This window comes from Anaerococcus jeddahensis, assembly GCF_001182725.1.
In the GTDB taxonomy this organism is placed as follows: Bacteria; Bacillota; Clostridia; order Tissierellales; family Peptoniphilaceae; genus Anaerococcus; species Anaerococcus jeddahensis.
Map to the genome: position 1 here is coordinate 150,918 of NZ_CWHU01000004.1, position 23,277 is coordinate 174,194.

General features: G+C 29.1%; 19 protein-coding genes and 1 pseudogene. 3 read left to right on the forward strand and 17 right to left on the reverse strand.

Annotated features, from left to right (window positions below):
* The first annotated feature begins 63 nt into the window (after nucleotides 1-63).
* Nucleotides 64-1,245 carry an NAD(P)/FAD-dependent oxidoreductase gene (locus BN2087_RS01920; RefSeq protein WP_049690217.1) on the forward strand — a complete coding sequence of 394 codons (1,182 nt, stop codon included), beginning with the start codon at nucleotides 64-66 and terminating at the stop codon, nucleotides 1,243-1,245.
* Nucleotides 1,246-1,304: 59 nt separating this feature from the next.
* On the opposite strand, the gene BN2087_RS01925 is transcribed toward BN2087_RS01920, so the two are convergent.
* On the reverse strand, nucleotides 1,305-2,306 hold the full coding sequence (locus BN2087_RS01925; RefSeq protein ID WP_245190766.1) for an asparaginase: 1,002 nt from the start codon (nucleotides 2,304-2,306) through the stop codon (nucleotides 1,305-1,307).
* Nucleotides 2,307-2,308: 2 nt separating this feature from the next.
* The gene (gene nhaC / locus BN2087_RS01930; protein WP_049690218.1) at nucleotides 2,309-3,775 is read right to left on the reverse strand and encodes a Na+/H+ antiporter NhaC; all 1,467 of its coding nucleotides are present in this window, start codon (nucleotides 3,773-3,775) and stop codon (nucleotides 2,309-2,311) included.
* A 183-nt stretch (nucleotides 3,776-3,958) separates the two neighbouring features.
* Here nhaC and BN2087_RS01935 point away from each other — a divergent pair, with 183 nt between their 5' ends.
* Nucleotides 3,959-4,777 carry a MurR/RpiR family transcriptional regulator gene (locus tag BN2087_RS01935; protein ID WP_049690219.1) on the forward strand — a complete coding sequence of 273 codons (819 nt, stop codon included), beginning with the start codon at nucleotides 3,959-3,961 and terminating at the stop codon, nucleotides 4,775-4,777.
* Nucleotides 4,767-5,786, forward strand: a complete 1,020-nt coding sequence (locus tag BN2087_RS01940) for a DmpA family aminopeptidase (RefSeq protein WP_049690220.1) — start codon at nucleotides 4,767-4,769, stop codon at nucleotides 5,784-5,786. Before BN2087_RS01935 ends, BN2087_RS01940 begins: the two co-directional genes overlap by 11 nt.
* A 56-nt stretch (nucleotides 5,787-5,842) precedes the next feature.
* Here the strand turns inward: BN2087_RS01940 and BN2087_RS01945 are convergent, their stop codons facing one another.
* The 15 genes and pseudogenes from BN2087_RS01945 to ilvA form a co-directional block, all read right to left on the reverse strand.
* Nucleotides 5,843-7,063 (reverse strand): erythromycin esterase family protein, encoded by a 1,221-nt coding sequence (locus tag BN2087_RS01945; protein ID WP_049690221.1) that lies wholly within the window; start codon nucleotides 7,061-7,063, stop codon nucleotides 5,843-5,845.
* 2 nt (nucleotides 7,064-7,065) lie between these two features.
* Entirely contained in the window at nucleotides 7,066-9,057 is a 1,992-nt protein-coding gene (locus tag BN2087_RS01950; protein WP_049690222.1) for an FtsX-like permease family protein, read from the reverse strand.
* The gene (locus tag BN2087_RS01955) at nucleotides 9,044-9,817 is read right to left on the reverse strand and encodes an ABC transporter ATP-binding protein (protein WP_049690223.1); all 774 of its coding nucleotides are present in this window, start codon (nucleotides 9,815-9,817) and stop codon (nucleotides 9,044-9,046) included. Before BN2087_RS01955 ends, BN2087_RS01950 begins: the two co-directional genes overlap by 14 nt.
* A 433-nt stretch (nucleotides 9,818-10,250) precedes the next feature.
* Nucleotides 10,251-10,424, reverse strand: a complete 174-nt coding sequence (locus BN2087_RS09340) for a hypothetical protein (protein ID WP_245190767.1) — start codon at nucleotides 10,422-10,424, stop codon at nucleotides 10,251-10,253.
* Between the two features lie 24 nt (nucleotides 10,425-10,448).
* Nucleotides 10,449-10,532: pseudogene (locus BN2087_RS09345) on the reverse strand (hypothetical protein); the annotation flags it as partial.
* Entirely contained in the window at nucleotides 10,498-11,475 is a 978-nt protein-coding gene (locus BN2087_RS01965) for an IS110 family transposase (RefSeq protein ID WP_245190768.1), read from the reverse strand. The gene BN2087_RS01965 and the pseudogene BN2087_RS09345, both read right to left, overlap by 35 nt.
* A 273-nt stretch (nucleotides 11,476-11,748) precedes the next feature.
* Nucleotides 11,749-12,501 carry a sensor histidine kinase gene (locus BN2087_RS01970; protein ID WP_245190769.1) on the reverse strand — a complete coding sequence of 251 codons (753 nt, stop codon included), beginning with the start codon at nucleotides 12,499-12,501 and terminating at the stop codon, nucleotides 11,749-11,751.
* Between the two features lie 188 nt (nucleotides 12,502-12,689).
* Nucleotides 12,690-13,358 (reverse strand): response regulator transcription factor, encoded by a 669-nt coding sequence (locus BN2087_RS01975; protein WP_049690225.1) that lies wholly within the window; start codon nucleotides 13,356-13,358, stop codon nucleotides 12,690-12,692.
* Nucleotides 13,359-13,667: 309 nt separating this feature from the next.
* A complete protein-coding gene (locus BN2087_RS01980) occupies nucleotides 13,668-14,891 on the reverse strand; it encodes an IS110 family RNA-guided transposase (RefSeq protein ID WP_049690226.1) in 1,224 nt (407 codons plus the stop codon).
* Between the two features lie 281 nt (nucleotides 14,892-15,172).
* On the reverse strand, nucleotides 15,173-16,054 hold the full coding sequence (locus BN2087_RS01985) for a GTP-binding protein (protein ID WP_049690227.1): 882 nt from the start codon (nucleotides 16,052-16,054) through the stop codon (nucleotides 15,173-15,175).
* Nucleotides 16,055-17,131 (reverse strand): NAD(P)-dependent alcohol dehydrogenase, encoded by a 1,077-nt coding sequence (locus tag BN2087_RS01990; protein ID WP_049690228.1) that lies wholly within the window; start codon nucleotides 17,129-17,131, stop codon nucleotides 16,055-16,057.
* 711 nt (nucleotides 17,132-17,842) lie between these two features.
* Nucleotides 17,843-19,135 carry an NAD(P)H-dependent oxidoreductase gene (locus tag BN2087_RS01995; protein WP_049690229.1) on the reverse strand — a complete coding sequence of 431 codons (1,293 nt, stop codon included), beginning with the start codon at nucleotides 19,133-19,135 and terminating at the stop codon, nucleotides 17,843-17,845.
* Nucleotides 19,128-20,330: an aminoacetone oxidase family FAD-binding enzyme gene (locus tag BN2087_RS02000; protein WP_049690230.1), complete on the reverse strand. Its 1,203-nt coding sequence runs from the start codon at nucleotides 20,328-20,330 to the stop codon at nucleotides 19,128-19,130. The genes BN2087_RS01995 and BN2087_RS02000 overlap by 8 nt, the downstream gene beginning before the upstream one ends.
* Entirely contained in the window at nucleotides 20,327-21,757 is a 1,431-nt protein-coding gene (locus tag BN2087_RS02005) for a UDP-N-acetylmuramoyl-L-alanyl-D-glutamate--2,6-diaminopimelate ligase (RefSeq protein ID WP_049690231.1), read from the reverse strand. The genes BN2087_RS02000 and BN2087_RS02005 overlap by 4 nt, the downstream gene beginning before the upstream one ends.
* Nucleotides 21,758-22,942, reverse strand: coding sequence for a threonine ammonia-lyase (gene ilvA, locus BN2087_RS02010; RefSeq protein ID WP_049690232.1), 1,185 nt, complete (start codon nucleotides 22,940-22,942; stop codon nucleotides 21,758-21,760). It abuts the gene before it with no gap.
* Nucleotides 22,943-23,277: the final 335 nt, after the last annotated feature.

The window sequence follows — 23,277 nt, forward strand, 5'->3', positions numbered from 1 at the left end:
TTACAAAATTTGGGTAAATTAATAGATAGAGATTAGTATAAAAGTTAACAAAGGAGAAAATATATGTACGATTACTTAATTATTGGAAATGGAATAGCCGGCCTAAAGGCTGCTGAAACAATTAGAAAAAAAGAAGAAAATTCTTCTATTATAATAATTTCAAAATCTTATGAACATACTTATTGGAGAACAAAATTATCTGAGCTAATAGCAAAAGATTTTACTAATGATGAAATTTTAGTAAAAAAACCAGATTGGTACGAAAAAAATAATATAGAAGAAAAACTTGAATGTGAAGTAGAAAAACTTGACCTTGAAAATAAAAAGGCAATTTTAAAAAGCGGTGAAGAAATAGAATACAAAAAAGCTCTTATAGCAACAGGATCTCATCCATTTGTGCCACCAATAAAAAATATTGACGCTGATGGAGTTTTTGCAATTAGAAGTGTTGGAGATTTAAATTCTTTCAAAAACCACATCAATGAAAACAAAAAAGTTGTAGTAATTGGTGGTGGACTTTTGGGTCTTGAAGCTGCTTTTTCTGTAAAAAATGCTGGTTGTGAAGTTCTTGTTATTGAAACTTTTGACTATATTTTGGGAAAACAACTTGATAATGAGCTTTCCAAAAAATTAGAAAAAGAATTAAATGATGCAGGAATCAAAACTTCTACAGGAAAAAATACTGCAGAAATTTTAGAAAAAGACGGTAAAGTTTGTGGAATAAAACTTGAAGATGGAGAAGAAATCAAAGCAAATACAATTTTGGTTCAAACAGGTGTGAGAAATAATCTAGATATTGCAGAAAAATCTGGACTTGAAATTGAACGTGGAATCCTTGTAAATGAAAACTTAAAAACAAGTGATGATAATGTTTATGCAGCAGGAGATTGTATGCAATTAGGAAAAGCTACAATAGGCCTTTGGACAGCATCAATGGAAATGGGAGAAATTGCTGGAAGCAATATGACAGGGGATAATAAAACCTACCAAACACCAAAACCATTCTCATCACTTTTACTTGGTGATATAAAATTATTTTCAGCAGGCTTTAATTCAGGCGAAGGAATCGAAGAAATTAAAAAAGAAGACGGAGAAAAAGTCTACAAATTATTCAAAAAAGACGAAAATTTTGTAGGAGGCATCCTCTACAAAGACATAAAATTCCAAAATGATGTCAAGAAGATAGTATTTGAAGACGAAGATCCAAAAAATACAAAACTTGGAAAAGAAATTTTTGGTATGTAAGAAATAAAAAAACTGATCTATAAATTGAAAAAAATCAATTTAAGATCAGTTTTTTATTTTTAAAATTGAGGAACAATTTCTCCAACTTTTTCTCCCCTATGATTTCTAATAGTTTTATCAGCTATTTTGTCATAGTAATCATATTCATCCTTTTTTATTACTCCCAATTTTTTGAGCAAATGAATCAATATAACATTTCTTGTTTCAGAATTTCCATCATAGGTTTTTATGGCAAATCCATATTTTTTATCAGGCAACAAACCACCAAAATATCCATTTGCTCCAGATTTTACAATTAACTCTCCCTTATGTTTTTCTATTAACAAATGGTCAATCCTATCTGAGCCAGAAGTATAAACTGAATTTTCGCTGATATCTTCAATTATTTCTTTAGCGTGTTTTGAAAGATTTTCTGGTAAATTTTCATAGTCTGATAACTTAGCCATCCCATGTGCAAAATTATATAATGGAAGAGCGTGAACTGGAACTCCACAACCATCTACAGAAATATAATCTCTAGTAATATCAAATTCACAAAGATTTGAAATCATTTCGGTAATTAATTTTTGCACAGGATGGTCAATTTTGTAATAATCATCCAAACTTTCATTTAAAATTATTGCTGACATTAACATGCCTGAATGTTTTCCACTACAATTATTGTGAATATCTCTTGGCTTCTCATTATTTTTAATCATATTTTCTGTAACATCTTTTTTAAATGGATAATGAGGACCACATTTTAGATAAGATTCGTCAAGGCCAATTTTTTTGAGTATTCCTGATACTGTTTTTATATGAAAATCTTCCCCTGAATGTGATGCGCAAATTTGTGCAACTTCTTTTGGACTAAGATTAAATTTTTCAACAGCTCCAAGTGAAAGAGGAACCATAGCTTGCATAAGTTTAGCACTTGAACGAGGAAAAGATATTTCACCAGGATTTCCTTTAGAAAAAACAATTTTTCCATCTTTGTCTACAACTACTAATGATCCAAATGTATATAAATCTTCGAGTTTGCCCCTATAAATTTTTAATAATAAATCCATTTTATCTTCCATAATTATTCTTCTTTCATTTCTAATTTTTCCAATTCTTCTAATCTTTCTAATTCTTCTAATCTTTCTAATTCTTCCAATTCTTCATCAGTATATCTTGCTATTCCTATTCCGGTTACTGCACAAACTAAGTTGAAAAGCGGACTAATGTAGCAGAAAAATACAAAAGGTATAAAAGTTGCAAAATCAATTCCCAAGGTATCAACAATAAACATTGCTGTTACTCCATAAGGAATTAAGGTTACTCCCAAAGTTCCACAATCCTCACTAATACGTGAAGCATTTTCTGGTTTTAATTTGTTCTTTTTAAATAAATCAAGCATAGTTGATTCAACCATAATTGCTCCAAACATGTGAGAACCTGTCAAAGCAATTGATAAGTAGTCTACGAACATGGCTGAAAAAATCAATGAGAAAGTTGATTTTAATTTCTTACCTATTGGTTCAATTATTACATTTAATATGTCCATCTCTCTAATCATTCCACCTAAAGCCGTTGTGAAAATAAGAGCTTGTATAGTTCTTGTCATGCTATCCATTCCACCACGGTTTAATAGGGTATTTAAAAATTCATCTTTAAAATCATATTCAAAACCTTTAAGGGCAGAATTTAAAACTAAAGTTGCGTCAAATTTTTGATAAAAAATAGCTAAAATCATTCCTAAAACTCCACCAATAAGAATTGATTGAGATGCTGGACGTTGTTTTACCAATAAAATTACAACTACAATTAAGGGAATTAGGGTTATTGGACTTATTGTGTAAAAATTTTTTAAACTTTCACCAACAACTTCAATCGCATGAATATCTGCATCAGCAGTTTGGCCGCTACCCAAAATCAAAAATAAAATCAAAGAAATTATAAATGCAGGAACTGTTGTATACAACATGTGCTTAACGTGGGTCATTAATGGAACGCCCATTACTCCAGATTGAAAATTTGTTGTATCTGACAAAGGTGAAAGTTTATCACCAAACCATGATCCAGAAATTAATGCTCCTGCAACCATTCCAGGATTTATTCCCATACTAATTCCAATTCCTAAAAGAGCTACTCCAACCGTACCAATTGTTCCCCATGAAGTTCCTGTAAACATTGATACTATAGCACAAATAATCAAAGTTGTTGCTAAATAATATTTTGGATTAATAATTTTAAGTCCATAATAAATAATTGTTGGTACAGTTCCAGATGCTATCCATGATGAAATCAAAACTCCAACAGCAAGCATTATTACAACTGATTGCAAAGATTTTCCAACTTGTTTTATTCCTATTTTTTCTAGCTCATTGTATGTATAACCTAATTTAATTGCAAATAAATTTACAACTAACCACGCTAAAAACATCACTACAGCAAGTGGCGCTTTCAAAATTGTTAATCCAACAATTAGCATTGCCGCCAAAGATACTAACAAAAGTAAGGAGTATCCAAAAGTCGGTCTTTTTTTCATTAAAACTAAATCTTCCATAATTCGCCTCCTAATTTTTATTTAATGATAAGCTTACCATTATAATTAAAATATAGCACTTTTAAAAAAATAAATCTAGTATTTGTTTTATTTATCTAAATTTTTTTGATTTTTTTTGATTTTTTAAAGTTTTTACTATAATTTTTTTGTGCTATAATGAACTTAGTTTAGGGAGGTGTGATTTTGGAACTATTGAATTTGTTAAATAAAATTAAAGATGATGACAATTATACACAAAAACAAAAATCTCTTGCCAAATATATAACCGACAACCATATTAGAATTTGCTTTCTAAGTCTAGCTACAATTTGCGAGGAATGTGGTTGCACTGAGGTAACTTTTTTAAATTTTTGCAAAAAAATTGGCTTTGATGGCTTTACTGATTTTAAAAATACTTTTATTAAATACATAGAAGAAAATTCCAAAAAGATATCTTACAAAACCAAAGATTATAATAATTCAATTTTGGAAGAGGAATTTTATAAAAATATATTAGAATCGGAAGCAAGTTACTTAAATAATTTGTACAATTCAATAAAAGTTGACGAGATTATTGCTATTTCAAAAAAAATGATAGCAAGTAGGTATATAATTATTTTTGGCCACGATTGGTCCTACAATATGGGAAAATTTTTAAATGAAAGGTTGAGATCTTTAAATTTATCTTCAATTTTGGTAAATCTTAATGACCTTATCCATACTGATTATATTATTAAGTCAATAGATAAAAATGATTATCCAATATTTTTTAGTTTTCCTAAATATTTTTGTGGAAGTGAAGAAATTGGGGAAGGCTTATCAAAAAAATCTGATGATTTTTTGCTTATTACAGATTCAAAAAATAGTCCAGCTTCAAAATATACAAACAATAAAATAATTTGTGAAACTCACAGCGATATATTTAACAATTCTTGGGTAAGCCCTCTATCCTTTGTAAATATAATAAGTAATATGATTGCAGTAATATTAAAATCTAAAAAGGAGAAAAATAATGGGAATTGACAAAAAAATTGGGCGTCTTAAAAAAGGAAAATTAAATTTAATTACAGATGTCAAAGGTGTAAAAATCGGCCATAAAACTTTAGCAAATGGAAATATTCAAACCGGTGTTACAGCTATTATTCCCACGGAAAATAATATTTTTAAGGAAAAATTTCTTTGTGCCTCTCATGTAATAAATGGTTTTGGAAAAAGCGTTGGCTTGGTTCAAGTTGATGAGCTTGGAACTTTAGAAACTCCAATAATTTTAACTAATACTCTAAGTGTTGGAACTGCTCTTACAGGGCTTGTAAAATATATGCTAAAAAATAATCCCGAAATTGGAGAAAGCACAGGAACTGTAAATCCCCTAGTTTTGGAATGTAATGACATGAGATTAAATGATATAAGAGCCTTAAATGTAAAAGAAGAGGATATTTTTGATGCAATAAAAAATGCCAATTCAATCTTTGAAGAAGGAGCAGTTGGGGCTGGAAGAGGAATGAAATGTTATGAATTAAAAGGCGGAATTGGTTCTTCATCTAGAGTTTTTGAACTTGATGGAAAAGAATATACACTTGGATCTTTGGTGATGACTAACCACGGAAGATTTAATGAATTAGTAATTGATGGCAAATATTTTTCCGATAAATATCCTCACAAGGTTTTAAACGAAAAAGACAAGGGGTCTGTAATTACCATACTTGCAACTGACGCTCCTTTAAGCTCAAGACAACTTAAAAGACTTGCCAAAAGAGCTGTTGCAGGCCTTTGCAGAAATGGTTCCTATATTTCAAATGGCAGTGGTGAAATTGTAATAGCCTTCTCAACTGCAAATATAATTAAACACGACTCAAATAAAATTTTAAATTTAAAATCAATAAGTGATGATGCAATTGACCTTCTATTTACAGCAGTTGGAGATAGCGTATGTGAATCAGTTTTGTCCTCTTTGTATCACGCAAAGACCGTAGTTGGCAAAAATGGCTTTACTGTTTATTCTATAAAGGATGTAATTAAAAAAAATTCATAAGATAAAACAAAAAATCGCATAGAAAAATTTATTTCTAGGCAATTTTTATATTAAATTTAATTTTCTATAATTTCAATCGGACTTGCTTGATATACAAAAATCATTGAATCAAAAATTTCTTTTGGAGATTTTTCTATTCTGTATGAGTATGGGACAAATTTCATTATTGGGGTGTAGCCTTCGCCTAATGAACCCATTTTTATTTTTGAATCTAAGAGATTTTTGCTATCTCCATCTTCTACTTTTGAAAAATCTAAATAATAGGCATTCTTATAATTTTTTGCCGCGTATGCAAAAGGATCTGCTGATATAAATTTTTGTATTGTCCTTTGATTTTTTTGCATAGTTTTTATATTTACCTTTGTTTTATAAAAATCTGTTCCTATTGGAAAATATGATTTTTTATATTTTTCCAGTAAATTTTCTCCCATATTTTTATAAAGTGCTTCTTTTTTTCCAATATGACCATTGTGGCCTGCTATCATTATTCTTGAATTTTTTTCATAATCTTTTATCCAAGAAACATTTTCTGCCATTTTTTTATCTCTATATTCACTTGATTTTACATAATCATCAACCATTTTATAATATGGAAAACTTGATAGAATATTTTCTATAAGTCTTTTTTCCTTGGTATTTTTTTCAAGTTTTTCATTTAATTTTTTTAAATTTTCTTCCAATATTTTCATCTTTGGATCTTTTATTGAAATTTTGTCTTCTTCTAAAATTTCCAGACTTTTTATGTCAAAATCAATATTTTCTTTTTTTACAAAATCTTTTAAAAGTTTTATGGATTTTTCTGGATTTTGCATATCAAAACCGTAAAAGGAAATTTTTTCGTCGTGATTTTGGTTATATTTTTTTATCCAATTTATTAAATCATTCATCTCATTTGTATGGTAAATTGGAAAGGAGAAAATTTTTGATGGATTTTTTTGAAATTTTCCTGATTTTACATAAGAATCTATCTCCATCCCTTCTGAAAAATCACATTCCAAGGCAAAGGCTCTAACATTTGCATCTTTTACTAATTTTTTTAATAAGTCTAATTTTAATTCTTGAAATTCTTTGTTTCCATGTGTAGCCTCGCCAAGACCAATAATTTCTACTTGGTCGTCAATTTTTATATCTTCTATTTTTTGAGCATATTTTCCTAAATCTGAGATTTCTTTTTTGGCTTTAAATTCCGGAATTTTTGTCCACAAAAATATAAACAAAAATCCTAATACTGAAATTGAAATTATTATATATAGTAGAGTTTTAAATATTTTTTTCATTTTTACTCCTTATTTAATTTTCCCATTTCAAAATATATTGGTAGGGTTATTCTAAATATCATTATATAGATTAATGAGAAAATTATTATACAAATCGCCTCTATTTCTATAAATTTTCTAAGATCAAGCATGGCAAACATTTGAATCATGCCAAAGGCAAGTTTTGATGCGATTAGAATATGGATTATTGAAATTATTAGGGGTCCAAAAAACGTGAAATAGTTTTGTTTTTTGACTGATTTTTTTATTTCTTTTTTGCTCATTCCCACTTTTTGTAAAATCTTTATATTTCTTCCATCTTCAAGGCCTTCTGCGGCTTGTTTGTAATAAATTACAATTATGGTTGAGATTAAAAATACTATGGATAAAATAACAACTACAATGTAGGCTCCTGTGTGAATTTTGTTAAATTCCATCCTATTTTCTATGGAATTTTTTATTAAAATTTTATCTTTATCAGATATATTTTCATTCAAATTTTTGTCCATGTAGTCAATATTTTTTTGACTTTTATCTTTTAAGTCAAAATATATTCCTGACACACTAGGGAAAGTCTTAATATTTTTGCCATCAGATATTTTTTTTGAAAATTCATCCAAATCATCTACAACTAGGACAATATTATGAAAAAGACTTGTTGTAGGATCCATCAAGACATAGGAGGTATTTTTAACATTTTCTTTTACTTTCAAATTTTGATTTTCTATATAAATTTTATCGTATTTTTTTGCTTTTGAATCAAAAACTATAGCCTCATCTTTTTTAAGAGAAATATTTGTCTTATTTGCCAAATTAAAAGATTTTATATCTGTTAGGGAAATAATTTTAGTTTTTTCATCCATTATTGTTTTTCTTAAATCATCATCTTTTAGGATAGAAAATTTTCCGGCTGATTTTTCGCTAACTACAAGACCTTTTCTTTTAAATTCTCCAAGATTTTTTATTTTTTCTTTTCCTATATTTTTTTCAAGGAAATTTTTTGTATATTTTTCACTTTCCTTATCATTTTTTTCGTATTGTATCAAAAAATCATTTGGAGCAATCCTATCTAATAAATCATTTTTTCCAACAAACATAGCACTCATAACCACGAAACTTATTAGAAAAAGTGATGAAATAATGGTAATTGATGAAAGGGCCATGGCAGATTCCTTGCTTCTTTTGATAAGCTCTCCTATAAAGGTCATATTTGTAGATTTGTAATAGATTTTTTTATTTTTTCTTAAAAGTTTTAAAATCCAAATCACAAGAGACCTGAAGAAAAAATATGTTCCGATTATTACAGCAATACTTGCTGGCAAAAATTTTGGAAGAGCTTGAAATATTCCCCCATCAATTGAAAGGGCTGTGTAATACCCATATCCAATTAAAATTATGGCTAAAATCATAGAAATTACATTCGCTTTTGGTTCACTTTCTCCTTTTTGGGAAAGTTTTGAAAGCTCTATTGGATTTGTTTTTCTAATTGAATTTAAACTTATCAAAGTTATTAAAATAAAAATTATAGCAAAAATAATAAGTCCTAAAATTAACTTAGAAAAATTTACAGAAAGTTTGATTTGAGTTTGAATTTTTAAAATTCTTGCCACTAAATTTATAAAAAGAGGTCCCAAAAGAATTGTAAAAAATGTTCCAATTATCAAAATTAAAATTCCTAGAATTAAATTTTCTATAATCAAAATTTTTCTCAAAGATTTTTTGTCCATGCCAAGTCCATACAAAAGTCCCAATTCTTTATAGCGATTTTTGACAATGGTTTTTGCCATGTAGACAAGAAAAATTAGAGAAAAAATTGCCACAATCCATGAACCCATTTCCAAAAGAGTTTTTATAATTTCGCTTCCCCTAGTTTCCAAGATAAATTTTTCACTTTTTAAATCTATTAAAAGATTAAAAATGAAAAGCATAAAACTTGATGCCAAAATGTAAGGAAAATACAAAAATTTATTATTTTTTATTCCCCTTGTAGCCATTTTAAAATTAAGCTTGTTCAAATCCCTCACCTCCAGATAAAATCATCATTTGAGATTTGACCAATTTTTCATACATTTGGTCATTGGTCCTATCTCCCTTATAAAGGTCATAGAAAATTTTCCCATCTTTTATAAATAAAACCCTAGAGGCCCTTGCAGCAGCCATGGTTGAATGAGTTACCATAAGAATTGTTTGACCATTTTTGTTTATTTTTTCAAAAATATTTAAAAGCTCCATTGAAGAATTTGAATCCAAGGCTCCTGTTGGCTCATCTGCCAGTAATATTTTTGGATTTGTAATAAGAGATCTTGCAACAGCAACTCTTTGTTTTTGTCCTCCAGAAATTTGGTAAGGAAATTTATCCAAAAGATTAGAAATTTTTAATGCCTTTGCAATAGGAGCTAATTTTTCTTCCATAATTTTGTATTTTTCATTTGCCAAAACCAAAGGCAAAAATATATTGTCCCTGTTGTTTAAAGAAGATAAAAGCGAAAAATCTTGGTAGACAAAGCCCAATTTTTCCCTCCTAAATTTCGCCCTCTCCTTGTCACTTTTATTTTTTGTATTTTCACCAGATAAAATCACATCTCCAGAAGTTTGTTTATCCAAAGTTGCAATTAAGTTTAAAAGTGTAGATTTCCCAGACCCACTCTCACCCATTATGGCAACAAATTCTCCTTCTTCAACCTCAAAATTAATATCTTTTAAGGCAACAACCTCTGTATTTTTATTTTCACTATTATAAACTTTTCTTAAATTTTTAACTTCTAATATATTCATATAATCCTCCTAAGTCTATATTACAAAAAATAAAATAAAAAATCCCTAATCTAAACTTACAATTTTTCTCCTAAACTTACATTTTGTAAGATTAAAAAAAATCGGCAAATGCCGATTCAAATCGTAGACAAAGTTAGTTTAATTATTTATTAAAATTTTAAAAATAAAATTATGCTAGAACCCATCTCGAGCAGATAATTATGCCTTGATTTGGCATAATTATCCCTAAAAATTAGTGTGAAAGCACGGAAAAGTTTTCGAAGAAAACTGGTTTTAGTAGTCGAGAGATCCCATGAGATTTCTCGACTCACTACGTTCGCTCGAAACCTGCTAGGAAAAATCAAGTCTTTTTTTAAAAAAATCAAATAATTTTATTACTAAATTTGACCATAGGAAATAAGCCCTCTTGTTTGGGCTTTTTTTTTCTATTTTTTTATGCAGCTTTTAGTAATTCTTCCTTGTTTTTTTCCTCCATTACTTTCGCATAATATATTCTTAAAAATTTGTTTATTCCTGCTATGTTTGATACTTTTTTTGCCTTGCCTTCTCTTTCTTTTTTTATTATATATTTATATACCGAATTGCTTTCATCTTTTGCTTTTTTCATACATAACATTGCCATGTATAGTACTTTTCTTAGGATTGGATTTCCTCTTTTGGATATTTTTCTTTGTTTTGCACTAAAGTTTCCTGATTGATATGGTGGTGAATCTATTCCTACAAATGATATTAGACTTTTCTTGTTTTTGTATTTTCTTATATCTCCTATTNTCTGCTGTTATTTGTATGGCTAATTTTTCTCCTATGCCTGAAAATTCTTTTGCTATTTTGTATTCTTCTAATTCTGTGGCGATTTCTTTCATTTGTGATAGAATATTATTAAGAGTTTTGTTTATTACTCTTAGAAATTCAATCGAGTCTAGGACATTCGCATCTATTTTTGAGTTACTAGATGAGATTGTTGGGATTGATTCTAAGGCATTTTGGTAAATGGTTATTGCTTTTTGTGCGTTTGGATGATATCCCTTTTTCTTTGCCCATTTTTCATAATCATTTACAAATTGCTCTTGACTTCTTTTTAATATCTTTTCACTATTAGTCCATCTTTCTACAAAGTCTATTAGTTTATCTTTTTGATAATTACCATTTGCATGGGGGATTAGTTTTTTTAGTCCTGGATGTCTTTTTTCTATTTCTTTGTCTAAATAGTTTAAGTGATTTATTCTTAGTTTTTGGTAATGTTGATAGGATCTGTTTAATTGTTTTAATCTTACATATTCTTCTTTATCTTCTTTGAATTGTATTAGATCATTCCAGTTCATTAAACCATATTCAGCTATGTGTATAGCATCTTTTTTATCTGTTTTTACATTTCTAAAACTTAAGGCTTGGCAAAATCTTTTCATTTTTAATGGATTTATTACGCTTACAAAAAATCCTTCATTTACTAAACTAATTAAGATAGGAATATGATAAATTTCTGTTGCTTCCATAACTATTTTTACATCTTCATCTAAAGATTTAATTTTAGCAATTAATTTATTTACATCATTTTTTACATGATAAATATTAAATGGTTTAAAGATGACTTCTTTCCCAAATCCTAAGGCTGCAACTGTACTTTTAGATTTTGATACATCAATTCCTATTGAAATCATAAATACCTCCAATAAATTTTTATCTACCTACACAATTATCCACTCAGTTTAGCTCGTTACACGGGTGTATTAACCCAACCTGCTTAATCGAATTCTTGATAATGGAAGGTAGCAGACTGTTTCGAGTACGGGTGTATTATCCCAAATGGGCTGCGTCTGTTACCTTCATTATATTAAAAAAAGTGTAGGTAGAAAGTTTTTTCTACTTACACTTTTATAGTACTAAATGGGAAAATTTTTAGTTTAACAAAATACTAAATAGACTAATGCCGATTAATTTTCTATAATATTAGATTTTTTAAGATTTAGTGAAAAAATAGTCCCCTCTTTTTCTTTAGAATCAATCTTATAAGCATAGCCAAGTTTTTTTAATATTTCATTTACCAAAAAAAGTCCTATACCAGTTGAATTTGCATCTCTTTTATCACTATCTCCACTAAATCCAAATTTATTAATATTTTTCAAATCTTCTTTTTTAATACCAATTCCAGAATCTTCAATTTTTAAAATAAAATCATGATAGGAAATTTTTATATATCCCTTGTCTGTGTATTTTATAGAATTAAACAAAACCTGCTCAAGGACAAGACCAAGCCATTTTGGGTCTGAAACTATATTTTCATCTTCTATATCGAGAATTAATTTTAAGTTTTTATGGATAAAAAAAATCCTATATCTTTTTACAATATCTTTAATAAGCTTTTCAATAGAAAAAGATTTAAAAGAATAGTCCAGACTGTCCTGACCCAATTTTATAAAAGATAAAATCGATGCAATATAATCATCAATCCTAATAAGCTCTCTTTTTATATCATAATTTTCTTCCCTTTCACTAATTAGAGAAATACTTGAAAGGGGCGTTTTTATTTGATGGGTCCAAATAGTCAAAAGATTTTCCAAATCATTTTGCCTTAGTTTGCTAGAAATTCTAAGATTTTCTATTTCTTTTTCCTTACTTTCAAAAATATCTTTCAAATACCTTTCATAAAGATTTTTTTCAAAAAAAGAAAAAGAATTTTTTTCCAAACACTTTTTCGCCTTAAAAAATCTAAAAATTCCTATAAATAAAAATATAAAAAATAAAATTAATAAGCAATAGGAAAAAATCCTAAAATCTAAAGAAAAGGCTAAAGAAAATATTAAGGATGAGATAAGAAAAATAAAAAAGGAGAAAATATAAGCCCTATTAATGCTAAAAAATAATTTAAAATTTTTCATTTTATAAAATATCCCACTCCCTTTTTTGTTTGAATGAAATCATCTAAACCAAGATTTTTTAATTTTTTCCTAAGTCTGTTGATATTTACAGTCAAAGTATTATCATCAATAAAAGAATCAGTCGCCCAAAGCTTATCCATAATAGCTTCTCTTGAAACAATTTTTTGAGGATTTTCCATAAGAATTTCCAAAATCAAAAATTCATTTTTAGAAAGATTTATTTCTTTATCATCAACTTTTAAAATCATCTTATCTTTAATTAAAGAAATATTTTTATAAGAAAGATCTAAATTTTTCCCAGAAAAATCATAAGACCTCCTAAGAAGAGCCTTTATTTTCATATTTAAAACCTGCATTGAAAAAGGCTTTGAAATAAAATCATCTGCCCCATAATTTATAGCATTAATTAAATTTATATCATCAGCTGCACTTGTTAGAAAAATTATAGGAAGATTTGAAATTTCTCTAATTTTCTCACACCAATAAAATCCATTTTCAAAAGGAAGTTTCAAATCCATCAAAACAAGCTTATACTCCCTTTTTTGAAATTCATCCAAAATATTAGAAAAATCATCCGGCACAAAACAAGCATATCTCAAAAGCTCAAGCTGAAAACAAAGCTCCTCACAAATTTTTTTATCATCCTCAACAATAAATATATCCATAATAACTCCTTAAAATTATTATAATAGATTTTTTAGTTTTTGAAAATTTTCACAAAAAAAGAAGCCTTTCGGCTTCTCCATATTTAGACAATATCAGCTTAGTTATTCATTAATAATTTAATAATAAAATAACGCTATAAACCATCTCGAGCGTAGTCGAGAGATCTCAAGAGATTTCTCGACTCACTACGTTCGCTCGAAACCTGCTAGGAAAAATCAAGTCTTTTTTTAAAAAAATCAAATAATTTTATTACTAAATTTGACCATAGGAAATAAGCCCTCTTGTTTGGGCTTTTTTTTTCTATTTTTTTATGCAGCTTTTAGTAATTCTTCCTTGTTTTTTTCCTCCATTACTTTCGCATAATATATTCTTAAAAATTTGTTTATTCCTGCTATGTTTGATACTTTTTTTGCCTTGCCTTCTCTTTCTTTTTTTATTATATATTTATATACCGAATTGCTTTCATCTTTTGCTTTTTTCATACATAACATTGCCATGTATAGTACTTTTCTTAGGATTGGATTTCCTCTTTTGGATATTTTTCTTTGTTTTGCACTAAAGTTTCCTGATTGATATGGTGGTGAATCTATTCCTACAAATGATATTAGACTTTTCTTGTTTTTGTATTTTCTTATATCTCCTATCTCTGCTGTTATTTGTATGGCTAATTTTTCTCCTATGCCTGAAAATTCTTTTGCTATTTTGTATTCTTCTAATTCTGTGGCGATTTCTTTCATTTGTGATAGAATATTATTAAGAGTTTTGTTTATTACTCTTAGAAATTCAATCGAGTCTAGGACATTCGCATCTATTTTTGAGTTACTAGATGAGATTGTTGGGATTGATTCTAAGGCATTTTGGTAAATGGTTATTGCTTTTTGTGCGTTTGGATGATATCCCTTTTTCTTTGCCCATTTTTCATAATCATTTACAAATTGCTCTTGACTTCTTTTTAATATCTTTTCACTATTAGTCCATCTTTCTACAAAGTCTATTAGTTTATCTTTTTGATAATTACCATTTGCATGGGGGATTAGTTTTTTTAGTCCTGGATGTCTTTTTTCTATTTCTTTGTCTAAATAGTTTAAGTGATTTATTCTTAGTTTTTGGTAATGTTGATAGGATCTGTTTAATTGTTTTAATCTTACATATTCTTCTTTATCTTCTTTGAATTGTATTAGATCATTCCAGTTCATTAAACCATATTCAGCTATGTGTATAGCATCTTTTTTATCTGTTTTTACATTTCTAAAACTTAAGGCTTGGCAAAATCTTTTCATTTTTAATGGATTTATTACGCTTACAAAAAATCCTTCATTTACTAAACTAATTAAGATAGGAATATGATAAATTTCTGTTGCTTCCATAACTATTTTTACATCTTCATCTAAAGATTTAATTTTAGCAATTAATTTATTTACATCATTTTTTACATGATAAATATTAAATGGTTTAAAGATGACTTCTTTCCCAAATCCTAAGGCTGCAACTGTACTTTTAGATTTTGATACATCAATTCCTATTGAAATCATAAATACCTCCAATAAATTTTTATCTACCTACACAATTATCCACTCAGTTTAGCTCGTTACACGGGTGTATTAACCCAACCTGCTTAATCGAATTCTTGATAATGGAAGGTAGCAGACTGTTTCGAGTACGGGTGTATTATCCCAAATGGGCTGCGTCTGTTACCTTCATTATATTAAAAAAAGTGTAGGTAGAAAGTTTTTTCTACTTACACTTTTATAGTACTAAATGGGCGGAATCTATATTTTGTCTATGCTTTGAGAAGCCTTTGCGCTTCTTTTAATTATTTTTTAAAAAGTATATCAAAAGATTTTTCTTCTAGATTTTCTCCAATAAATATCAAAGAATTTGTAAAAGATTCTCCTTCGTATTTTTCTACTGAAAATTTATTATCGACCACATCTACCTTGACTTTTTTATCTTCTACATTTACAAGACCCTTGGCTCTTATTAGTTTTCCAAACCTATTTTGGCAAACTGCATTAAAATTTGTCCCAAGTTCATTGAAATCTTTGAAAACTACATTTTCATATGCCAAATTATCAAGGTGCAAATGTTTATAGTCCCCTCTTATTAGAGATTCCTTGTCATATTCTCCAATAAGAGAGTCCCATTCTTTTTTATCAAAATCCTTGTAGTGAGTGGTAAAAACTTTAGCTTTTGTTAAGTCTTCAAGTTTTTTTGCTTCTTTTTCGATTTTTTCTGTACTTAGATTTTCAGTTTTTGATAATAGTATATAGGATGAATTTTGGATTTGATCAAGGAAAAGTTCTTTATATTCTCCCATAATCTTATCGATACTATAGTAGTCAACTATGGCTATTGGTTTTAAAATTTTAATTTTTTCATATTCAATTGGACTTATATTGTCAATTATTTTAGAAAGATATCCCAAACCTGTTGGCTCAATTATCAAATATTCTGGATTTATTGTATTTTCTATGCTCATAACTGTTGTTGCAAAATCTTTTTGTTTTGAACAACAAATGCAGCCTTCTTCCAAGGATAAAATTTCTTTTCCAGTATTTTTCAATAAATCTTTGTCTACATTTGCCTTGGCATAATCATTTTCTAAAATTACTGCCTCATCCAATTTTTTTGATAATTTTTCTATAAAGGTTGTTTTTCCACTTCCCAAAAATCCTGATACTATTATTATTTTCATCTATTCTTCCATTAAATCTTCTGCTACTATTACTACTGGTTTAATTAAATCTCTTGGTTTATCTTTCATCAAGTATAAAGCTTCTTCAACTTTTTCAAATCCATTAAATTTATGGGTAACAAGTTTTGAAAGATCTAATTTTCCACAAGAAACAAGTTTAGCAAGTTTTTCCATTCTAAGTCTTCCACCTGGTGTTAGGCCTCCACTAATTACTTTGTGGCCCATTCCAACTCCCCATTCAACTCTAGGAATTTTAATGTAATCTCCACCGTCAAGATAGTTTACGTTACCAATTTTTGCACCTGGTTTCATAGCCTTGATTGCTTCTTCAAAAGTATCAACTGTTCCACCAGCAATTATAACTCTATCAACTCCTTTCCCGTTTGTAAGTTTTAAAACTTGCTCAGAAATTGATCCGTCTTTGTAAGAAATTATATCTGTTGCTCCATAAAATTTAGCAGCTTCTACACAATTTGGACGAGTTCCTACTGCATAAATTCTACTTGCTCCTCTTAAGTTAGCTCCTGCAACTGACATCAAACCAACTGGTCCAATTCCAATTACCAATACTTCGTCACCAAATTGAACATCTGCTTGTTCAACTCCGTGAAATCCTGTTGTAACCATGTCTGATAACATTGGAGCTAAAACTGGATCTACTCCTTCAGGAATTAAAGCAAGGTTAGCATCAGCATCATTTACATGGAAAATTTCTCCAAAAACACCGTCTTTAAAGTTTGAAAATTTCCATCCAGCAAGCATTCCGCCTGAGTGCATTGGAAATCCTGCTTGGCTTTCAAGAGATGACCAATCTGGAGTAATAGCTGGAACCAAAACCCTATCACCAGGTTTAAAATCCTTAACCAATTCACCAACTTTTACAATTTCTCCTGCAGCCTCGTGGCCCAAAATCATATCGTGTCTATCTCCAATAGCGCCTTCCCAAACTGTGTGAATATCTGAACTACATGGAGCCAAAGCTATTGGTTTAACAAGAGCATCTAGTGGTCCCATTTCTGGTTCCGGTTTTTCGATCCAACCTGTCTTACCAATTCCTAACATTGCAAACCCTTTCATAGAGTCCTCCTTATTTTAAAAATTTTTTTATTTTGTCTGTCATTACATATTAATTTTAATTTATATCCCAATGCTTGTCAATCATTTATCATTTTATTTTTCTATTTTAAAATTTGATGAAAACCATAACTTAAAACTAATGTAGATTGGTAAAATAAAATAATTTTAAGTTCACAGAATAAATTTTTATTTTAAAAATTTCTAATCGGTTTTGAAAATAATAAAAAAAATTACAAATATAAAAGGCAAAAAAATAAGACTGCTTTTGCAGTCTCATACTGTTGACAAAATAGATTTTATAATTCATTACTTATTTTAAAATAAAATTACGCTACAACCCATCTCGAGCAGATAATTATGCCTTGATTTGGAATAATTATCCCTAAAAATTAGTGCGAAAGCGCGGAAAAGTTTTCGAAGAAAACTGGTTTTAGTAGTCGAGAGATCTCATGAGATTTCTCGACTCACTACGTTCGCTCGAAATGGGTGAAAATTTAGTTTGTCAACAGTCTGATACTGCTTTTGCAGCCTTAGAATGTTGACAAAATTGATTTTGTAATTTACTAATGATTTCAAAATAAAATTACGCTAAAACCCATCTCGAGCCTAGTCGAGAGATCTCTTGAGATTTCTTCGCTCGTTGCACACGATGAATCGGGATAAATTTAGTTTATCAAAAGTATGAAACTTCATTTGCAGTCTTTATTCTTTTTATAATTTCATTGAATTTTGTCTTCTTCTTAATTTTGTTATTGTTGCTTCTTCGTCAAGTTCTATCATTGATAAGTCTATTACTGTATCTTTTGGAATATCTACTATGGCTTTTGTTTTTTCTGTGATTAGGGCTATTGGAAGTAGGTCTTCTCTTATTGATCTTGTGTGGTCGGTTAATTTTCCAAATACCTTATCTGAACCTATTCCATCTAAATATTCTCCCTTTTTTATATCTCTTTTTGCAACTGAAACTGTATCTGCAACTTGACCATGAAGTGGAGCAATTGTTGGTTCATTTTCTATTACTGCATTATAAATTGTAATTGGTGTTTCAAGACTTGTTAGGTGGTAAGGTCTATTTAATAAATAATTTGGTCCATCTCCAAAGCCTAAAAATTTCATCAAATCTCTTACTTCTTTTTTATCGCTTGTTACAATCAAAAATACTCCAGGTGCCATTCCTGGTGAAAACTCTACTGTTTTATATGATGATAAAACTCCACCATCTTCTTTTAATTTGAAATCTTCTACGGCTGTTTCTGGGCTTGTAGGAATTCCGTGACATCCAAAAGTATCTGGCAAAAATCCTAGACAGTTGCAAACTGAATTTAATTCTATCATGGTATTTGTTCCATCGACAAAACTTGTTAGCATTCTTGGTGAAAGTCCTTTTTCTTTTGCACTTTCTTTTAAAATCTCTGCATTTGCATAATTGTCTAATGGATTATTTTTTCCTTTTGCTGCAACTAAAATTTCAAGTCCAATTCCATAGGCAAAATCGCAAAGCTCAATTATTGAACCTGGCTCATCTCCTGCAATTCCTGTATAAACTACTCCAGCTTTTTTTGCCATATCGTAAAGAATTGGTCCAACTGCTGCGTCACATTCTACATTTAAGGTAATAAAATGTTTATGATATTGAATTGATTTTGCTGCAATTTCTGCACCAAATGGTGGATTTCCTGTTGCATCTATTACGGCTGTGATTTGTAAAAGTTTGTAGGCAAGTCTGTAATTTGAACTTACTACAACAAAACCTCTGTTTAAAGCCTCGTATGCTTCGTCATAAGAATCCGTATTTATAATTTTATCTTCAGAAATTCCTGATTCTATTAGAGCTGTTTTTGCTTTACTCATTGTATGCTCAACTACTAATCCAACTTCGATTGCATCTATATCTCCCAATTGGTTAATTAAGCTTGCTCCCATTTTTCCGCAACCAATTATTGCCAAAGAAATTCTTTCTCCATTGTGTTTTAATTCTTTTAGCTTTCTATTTATCTTAAACATTTAATCTCCTTATATCCTCTGAGGCAGTTTTTGCTGATGAGAAGGCCCATTGAATATTATATCCTCCACAATCTCCAGCCACATCCATGACCTCACCTATAAAATAACAATCTTTAATTTTTAAAGATTTCATGGTTTTTTTGTCAATTTCCTCGCAAGATACTCCTCCCAAAGTCACTTGGGCATTGTTCTTGTCGTTTATGTCTATTATATCAAAAGAAAGATTTTTCAAAATATTTGAAAGTTTTTCCAAATCCTTTCTTTTTATATTTTTTTGACCAGTATTTATTTTAGCCCTTTTAAGTATATCAATTATGAGTTTTTTGTCTAAATTTCCTATTAATAATTCTTCAACACTTCTATTAGGAAATCTTTTTGATTTTTCCTCTAATTTCATTAAAAGTCCATCTTTTTTATACTCTGGATAAAAGTCAATGTCAAGACAAACTTTTCTTCCATTTTTAAGGGCTAGAGAAATCAAATTTGAAAGGTCCAAAATTGCCGTTCCAGTAAGGCCGTAAGTTTGAAAAATTACATCATCACTTGAAGATTTTATAAATTTTCCATCTACTTTTAAACTTGCCTTAGCATTAACTTTCACACCCTTGGCTTTTTTTGATAGGGGATTTTTCGCCTTGAAATTTGTTATTCCAAAAGTCATCTCTTCAATTTTTGTATAGTTTTTTAAAATTTTTAAAATTGACCCATCTGATCCAGAATTTTTTAAAGTCATCCCTCCTGACCCAATAACGAGGATATCGTATTTGTATTTATTTTTTTCTGTTATGATTAATTTTTTGTCAAAATCTATATCCAAAACTTTTTGGTCAAAAATAAATTTTGCATTTTCTTCGGCCTTCATCATGAGAGAATCTTTTACAGTCTGTGAGCTCATAGTTTTAGGGTAGCATCTTCCAGATGGTAAACTTGTCCATTCTATTCCCAAATATTCAAAATATTCTAACAAGTCCTTGTTGGAAAAATTATCTAATGAATAATTTATAAAATCTTTTTTATTTGAATAATAATTTTCGTAGGAAAGCTTTAAGTTTGTAAAATTACACCTCCCATTTCCTGTTGCAAGGAGTTTTCTTCCGCAATCCTTATTTAAATCTAATACTCTTATATTTTTCTTATCTAAAAAAGAGCAGAAGGCAAGCGAACTTACCCCTGCTCCTATTACAAAAATTTTCATAGCTCCTCTAGAACTTCCCTTATGGTTTCTTTTTCGCTGTAGTAGGTTTTAATATTATTTTTTAATTTTAAGAAATCTTCCTCGCCCTTGCCAAGGGTTAAAACAAAATCTCCTTTTTTGGCATGGGTGATTGCATATTTTATGGCTTCTTTTCTATTTCTTATTATAATACACTCACCATTATTTTCTTCGACACCTTCTTTTATTTGATTTGAAATATTTTCAAAAGTATCAAATTTTGGATCATCTGTTGTAATTACAGAAAAAATTCCATATTTTGCTGAAATTCTACCCAAGCCCCTTCTTATATCTGGAGTCCTGTCGCCGCTTATTCCATAAACAGCAAATTTTTTCTTATCTTTTGGCAAGTCTTTGTAGAGACTTTCAAAAGATGTTGTTGTGTGAGCAAAATCTACTACTATATTAATACCTAGCTTATTTTCTATAAATTCGAATCTTGATTTTACTCCCTTAAAACCTTCCAAGGCTTTGGAAATTTCTTCCAATTTAAAACCAAGGTTGTTTGTTATAGCTATCCCACAAAGAGCATTGTAAATGTCATACATGCCAAATCTTTTCAAATAAAATTTAACGCCATTTACATAAAATTCAAGACCCATATCAACTCTTTTTATATTTTCAGCCCTATAATCTGAAGCTTCATTTATTGAAATTGTTAGGGCATCTTTGAACATTTTTTTGGCTTTTTTCCCATAATCGTCATCCAAGTTTACGACTTGTTTTTTTGAATGATTAAGTAAAATCATCTTTGCCATAAAATAGTTGTCCATAGTTTTATGGTAATCCATATGCTCAGGAGATAAATTTGTGAAAACTCCATACTCATAATTTATTCCATAATTTCTTTTTAGGCACAAACCATGTGATGAAGTTTCCATAACTACATTTTTAATTCCTTCTTTTTTGATCTCACTTAAAATATAGTTTATATCTGTAATTTCTGGTGTTGTATGCTCAGTTGGTAAAGTTTTTCCATTAAAAAACGCACCATCTGTTCCTATATTTGCGCAAGGCTCTCCCAGTTCATTCAAAAGAAAATAAATTATATTTGCTGTAGTTGTTTTACCATTTGTTCCAGTAACTCCAATCATTCTAAAAGATTTTGATGGATAGTCTGATAAGAAATTTGAAATTTGGGCAAGAGCTAGTCTAGCATCTTCAACTTTTATATAATTGATCCCATCTACAAATTCTAAATCATCTTTTGTATAAACAATAGTTGATGCTCCATTTTCTAGGGCACTTTCTATATAATTATGGCCATCAAATTCGAATCCTTTTATTGCAACAAATATAAAATCTTTTTTAATTTCTTTTGAGTTTGAAGAAACTCCTACAATTTCTTTATCATTTTGAATATTTTTTGAAATGTAGGAAATTTCTTTTAGTATCTTTTCTATTTTCATTTAATGAATATTGTATCCTTTCTCAGTAAGTAATTCTTTAATCTTCCTGATATGGTCTTTTCCATTTGTTTCAAGGGTTATTTCAACTTGGATATTTTTATATCTGCTAGTTGCAGCAAGGCTATCGTGAATTACTTCAACAATATTTGCCTTTGTGTAAGCTATAACATCAAGAAGATCTCTAAGTTTTCCAGGTGCATTTTGAAGCTCTACTGTAAATCTTGCAATTCTTCCATCTTCGTAAAGTCCCTTGTGGATTAGTTGAGAAATAAATGACATATCAATATTTCCACCACTGATTACACAAACTACATTTTTATTTTTGCAACCAAGTTTTTTACTTGCAGCAAGACTTAATGCTCCTGAAGGCTCTGCTACTAGTTTATGTTTTTCCATCAAAGTAGTCAAGGCTACCATGATTTCTTCTTCTGTTACAGAAATATATTCATCAACATTTTCCTTGCAAATTTCGTAAGTAATATCTCCAACTCTTGCAACAGCAGTACCGTCTGCGATTGTGTCAGCTGAATCTAAAGTGATTGGACCGCCATTTTCCATAGCAGCTTGCATTGATGCAGCATTTGCTGGTTCTACTCCAACAATTTTGATATCAGGTTTAATTTCTTTTGCACATTTTGCAATACCAGAAATTAATCCACCGCCTCCGATTGGAACTAAAATATAATCAGCATCTTCTAATTTTTCCAAAATCTCAAGAGCAATTGTTCCTTGTCCTTCGATAACATCTTCGTCATCGTATGGAGGAATAAAAGTATAGCCTTTTTCTTTTGCAAGTTTTTGAGCGTATGTATTTGTTTCGTCAAAAATTTGTCCGTGAAGATCAACTTCAGCTCCATATTTTAAAGTTCCATCAATTTTTATCATTGGAGTTGTTTCTGGCATGCAAACAATTGCCTTGATGCCTTGATGGTTTGCAGAAAAAGCTACACCTTGAGCGTGGTTTCCTGCAGATGCGGTTACGATTCCAACAGATTTTGATTCTTCATCCATTTTTGAAATCTTGTTATAAGCTCCCCTCAACTTAAAAGAACCAGTTTTTTGTAAATTTTCTGGTTTTATGTACACATTGTTTTTTGATAAATCTGAAAAAATTTCAGAATAAAATAAATGCGTTGGGTTAATAGCTTCGTCTACTCTTTTTTTTGCACTTTTAAAATCAAACATAAAATGCCTCCTTTTTCTTAAATTATATCACAAGCTATAAAAAAAAGAATGTTTTTCTATAAAATAATTTGAAAAATAAAGCAAATAAATTAAATATTTAAATTTCAATCTTTACTCGCGTTTTTTCTTGATTTTTTTGAAATGTTCAAAAAAATTAAGCGTAAAAACGTTTGTATTTTTAAAAAATAATTCGAAAATAATTTTCGATTTTTTTCTTTACAAACTGAAAGTAATTTCAAAAATCTTTCTTTATAAATAGTTTTTAATTATTTTTTTGAAATAAACTTCATTTTATATTTTTATATTGAAAACATTTTTTTGTTTTTATATAATTA

What these genes read in the sequence shown, in the direction of transcription:
- ilvA (WP_049690232.1), bottom strand. Translation starts at nt 22,942, where the DNA reads ATGTTTGATTTTAAAAGTGCAAAAAAAAGAGTAGACGAAGCTATTAAC.
- BN2087_RS01990 (WP_049690228.1), bottom strand. Translation starts at nt 17,131, where the DNA reads ATGAAAGGGTTTGCAATGTTAGGAATTGGTAAGACAGGTTGGATCGAA.
- BN2087_RS01975 (WP_049690225.1), bottom strand. Translation starts at nt 13,358, where the DNA reads ATGGATATATTTATTGTTGAGGATGATAAAAAAATTTGTGAGGAGCTT.
- BN2087_RS01945 (WP_049690221.1), bottom strand. Translation starts at nt 7,063, where the DNA reads ATGAAAAAAATATTTAAAACTCTACTATATATAATAATTTCAATTTCA.
- nhaC (WP_049690218.1), bottom strand. Translation starts at nt 3,775, where the DNA reads ATGGAAGATTTAGTTTTAATGAAAAAAAGACCGACTTTTGGATACTCC.
- BN2087_RS02005 (WP_049690231.1), bottom strand. Translation starts at nt 21,757, where the DNA reads ATGAAAATAGAAAAGATACTAAAAGAAATTTCCTACATTTCAAAAAAT.
- BN2087_RS01920 (WP_049690217.1), top strand. Translation starts at nt 64, where the DNA reads ATGTACGATTACTTAATTATTGGAAATGGAATAGCCGGCCTAAAGGCT.
- BN2087_RS01925 (WP_245190766.1), bottom strand. Translation starts at nt 2,306, where the DNA reads ATGGAAGATAAAATGGATTTATTATTAAAAATTTATAGGGGCAAACTC.
- BN2087_RS01940 (WP_049690220.1), top strand. Translation starts at nt 4,767, where the DNA reads ATGGGAATTGACAAAAAAATTGGGCGTCTTAAAAAAGGAAAATTAAAT.
- BN2087_RS01995 (WP_049690229.1), bottom strand. Translation starts at nt 19,135, where the DNA reads ATGTTTAAGATAAATAGAAAGCTAAAAGAATTAAAACACAATGGAGAA.
- BN2087_RS01985 (WP_049690227.1), bottom strand. Translation starts at nt 16,054, where the DNA reads ATGAAAATAATAATAGTATCAGGATTTTTGGGAAGTGGAAAAACAACC.
- BN2087_RS02000 (WP_049690230.1), bottom strand. Translation starts at nt 20,330, where the DNA reads ATGAAAATTTTTGTAATAGGAGCAGGGGTAAGTTCGCTTGCCTTCTGC.
- BN2087_RS01955 (WP_049690223.1), bottom strand. Translation starts at nt 9,817, where the DNA reads ATGAATATATTAGAAGTTAAAAATTTAAGAAAAGTTTATAATAGTGAA.
- BN2087_RS09340 (WP_245190767.1), bottom strand. Translation starts at nt 10,424, where the DNA reads ATGAAAAAAGCAAAAGATGAAAGCAATTCGGTATATAAATATATAATA.
- BN2087_RS01980 (WP_049690226.1), bottom strand. Translation starts at nt 14,891, where the DNA reads ATGATTTCAATAGGAATTGATGTATCAAAATCTAAAAGTACAGTTGCA.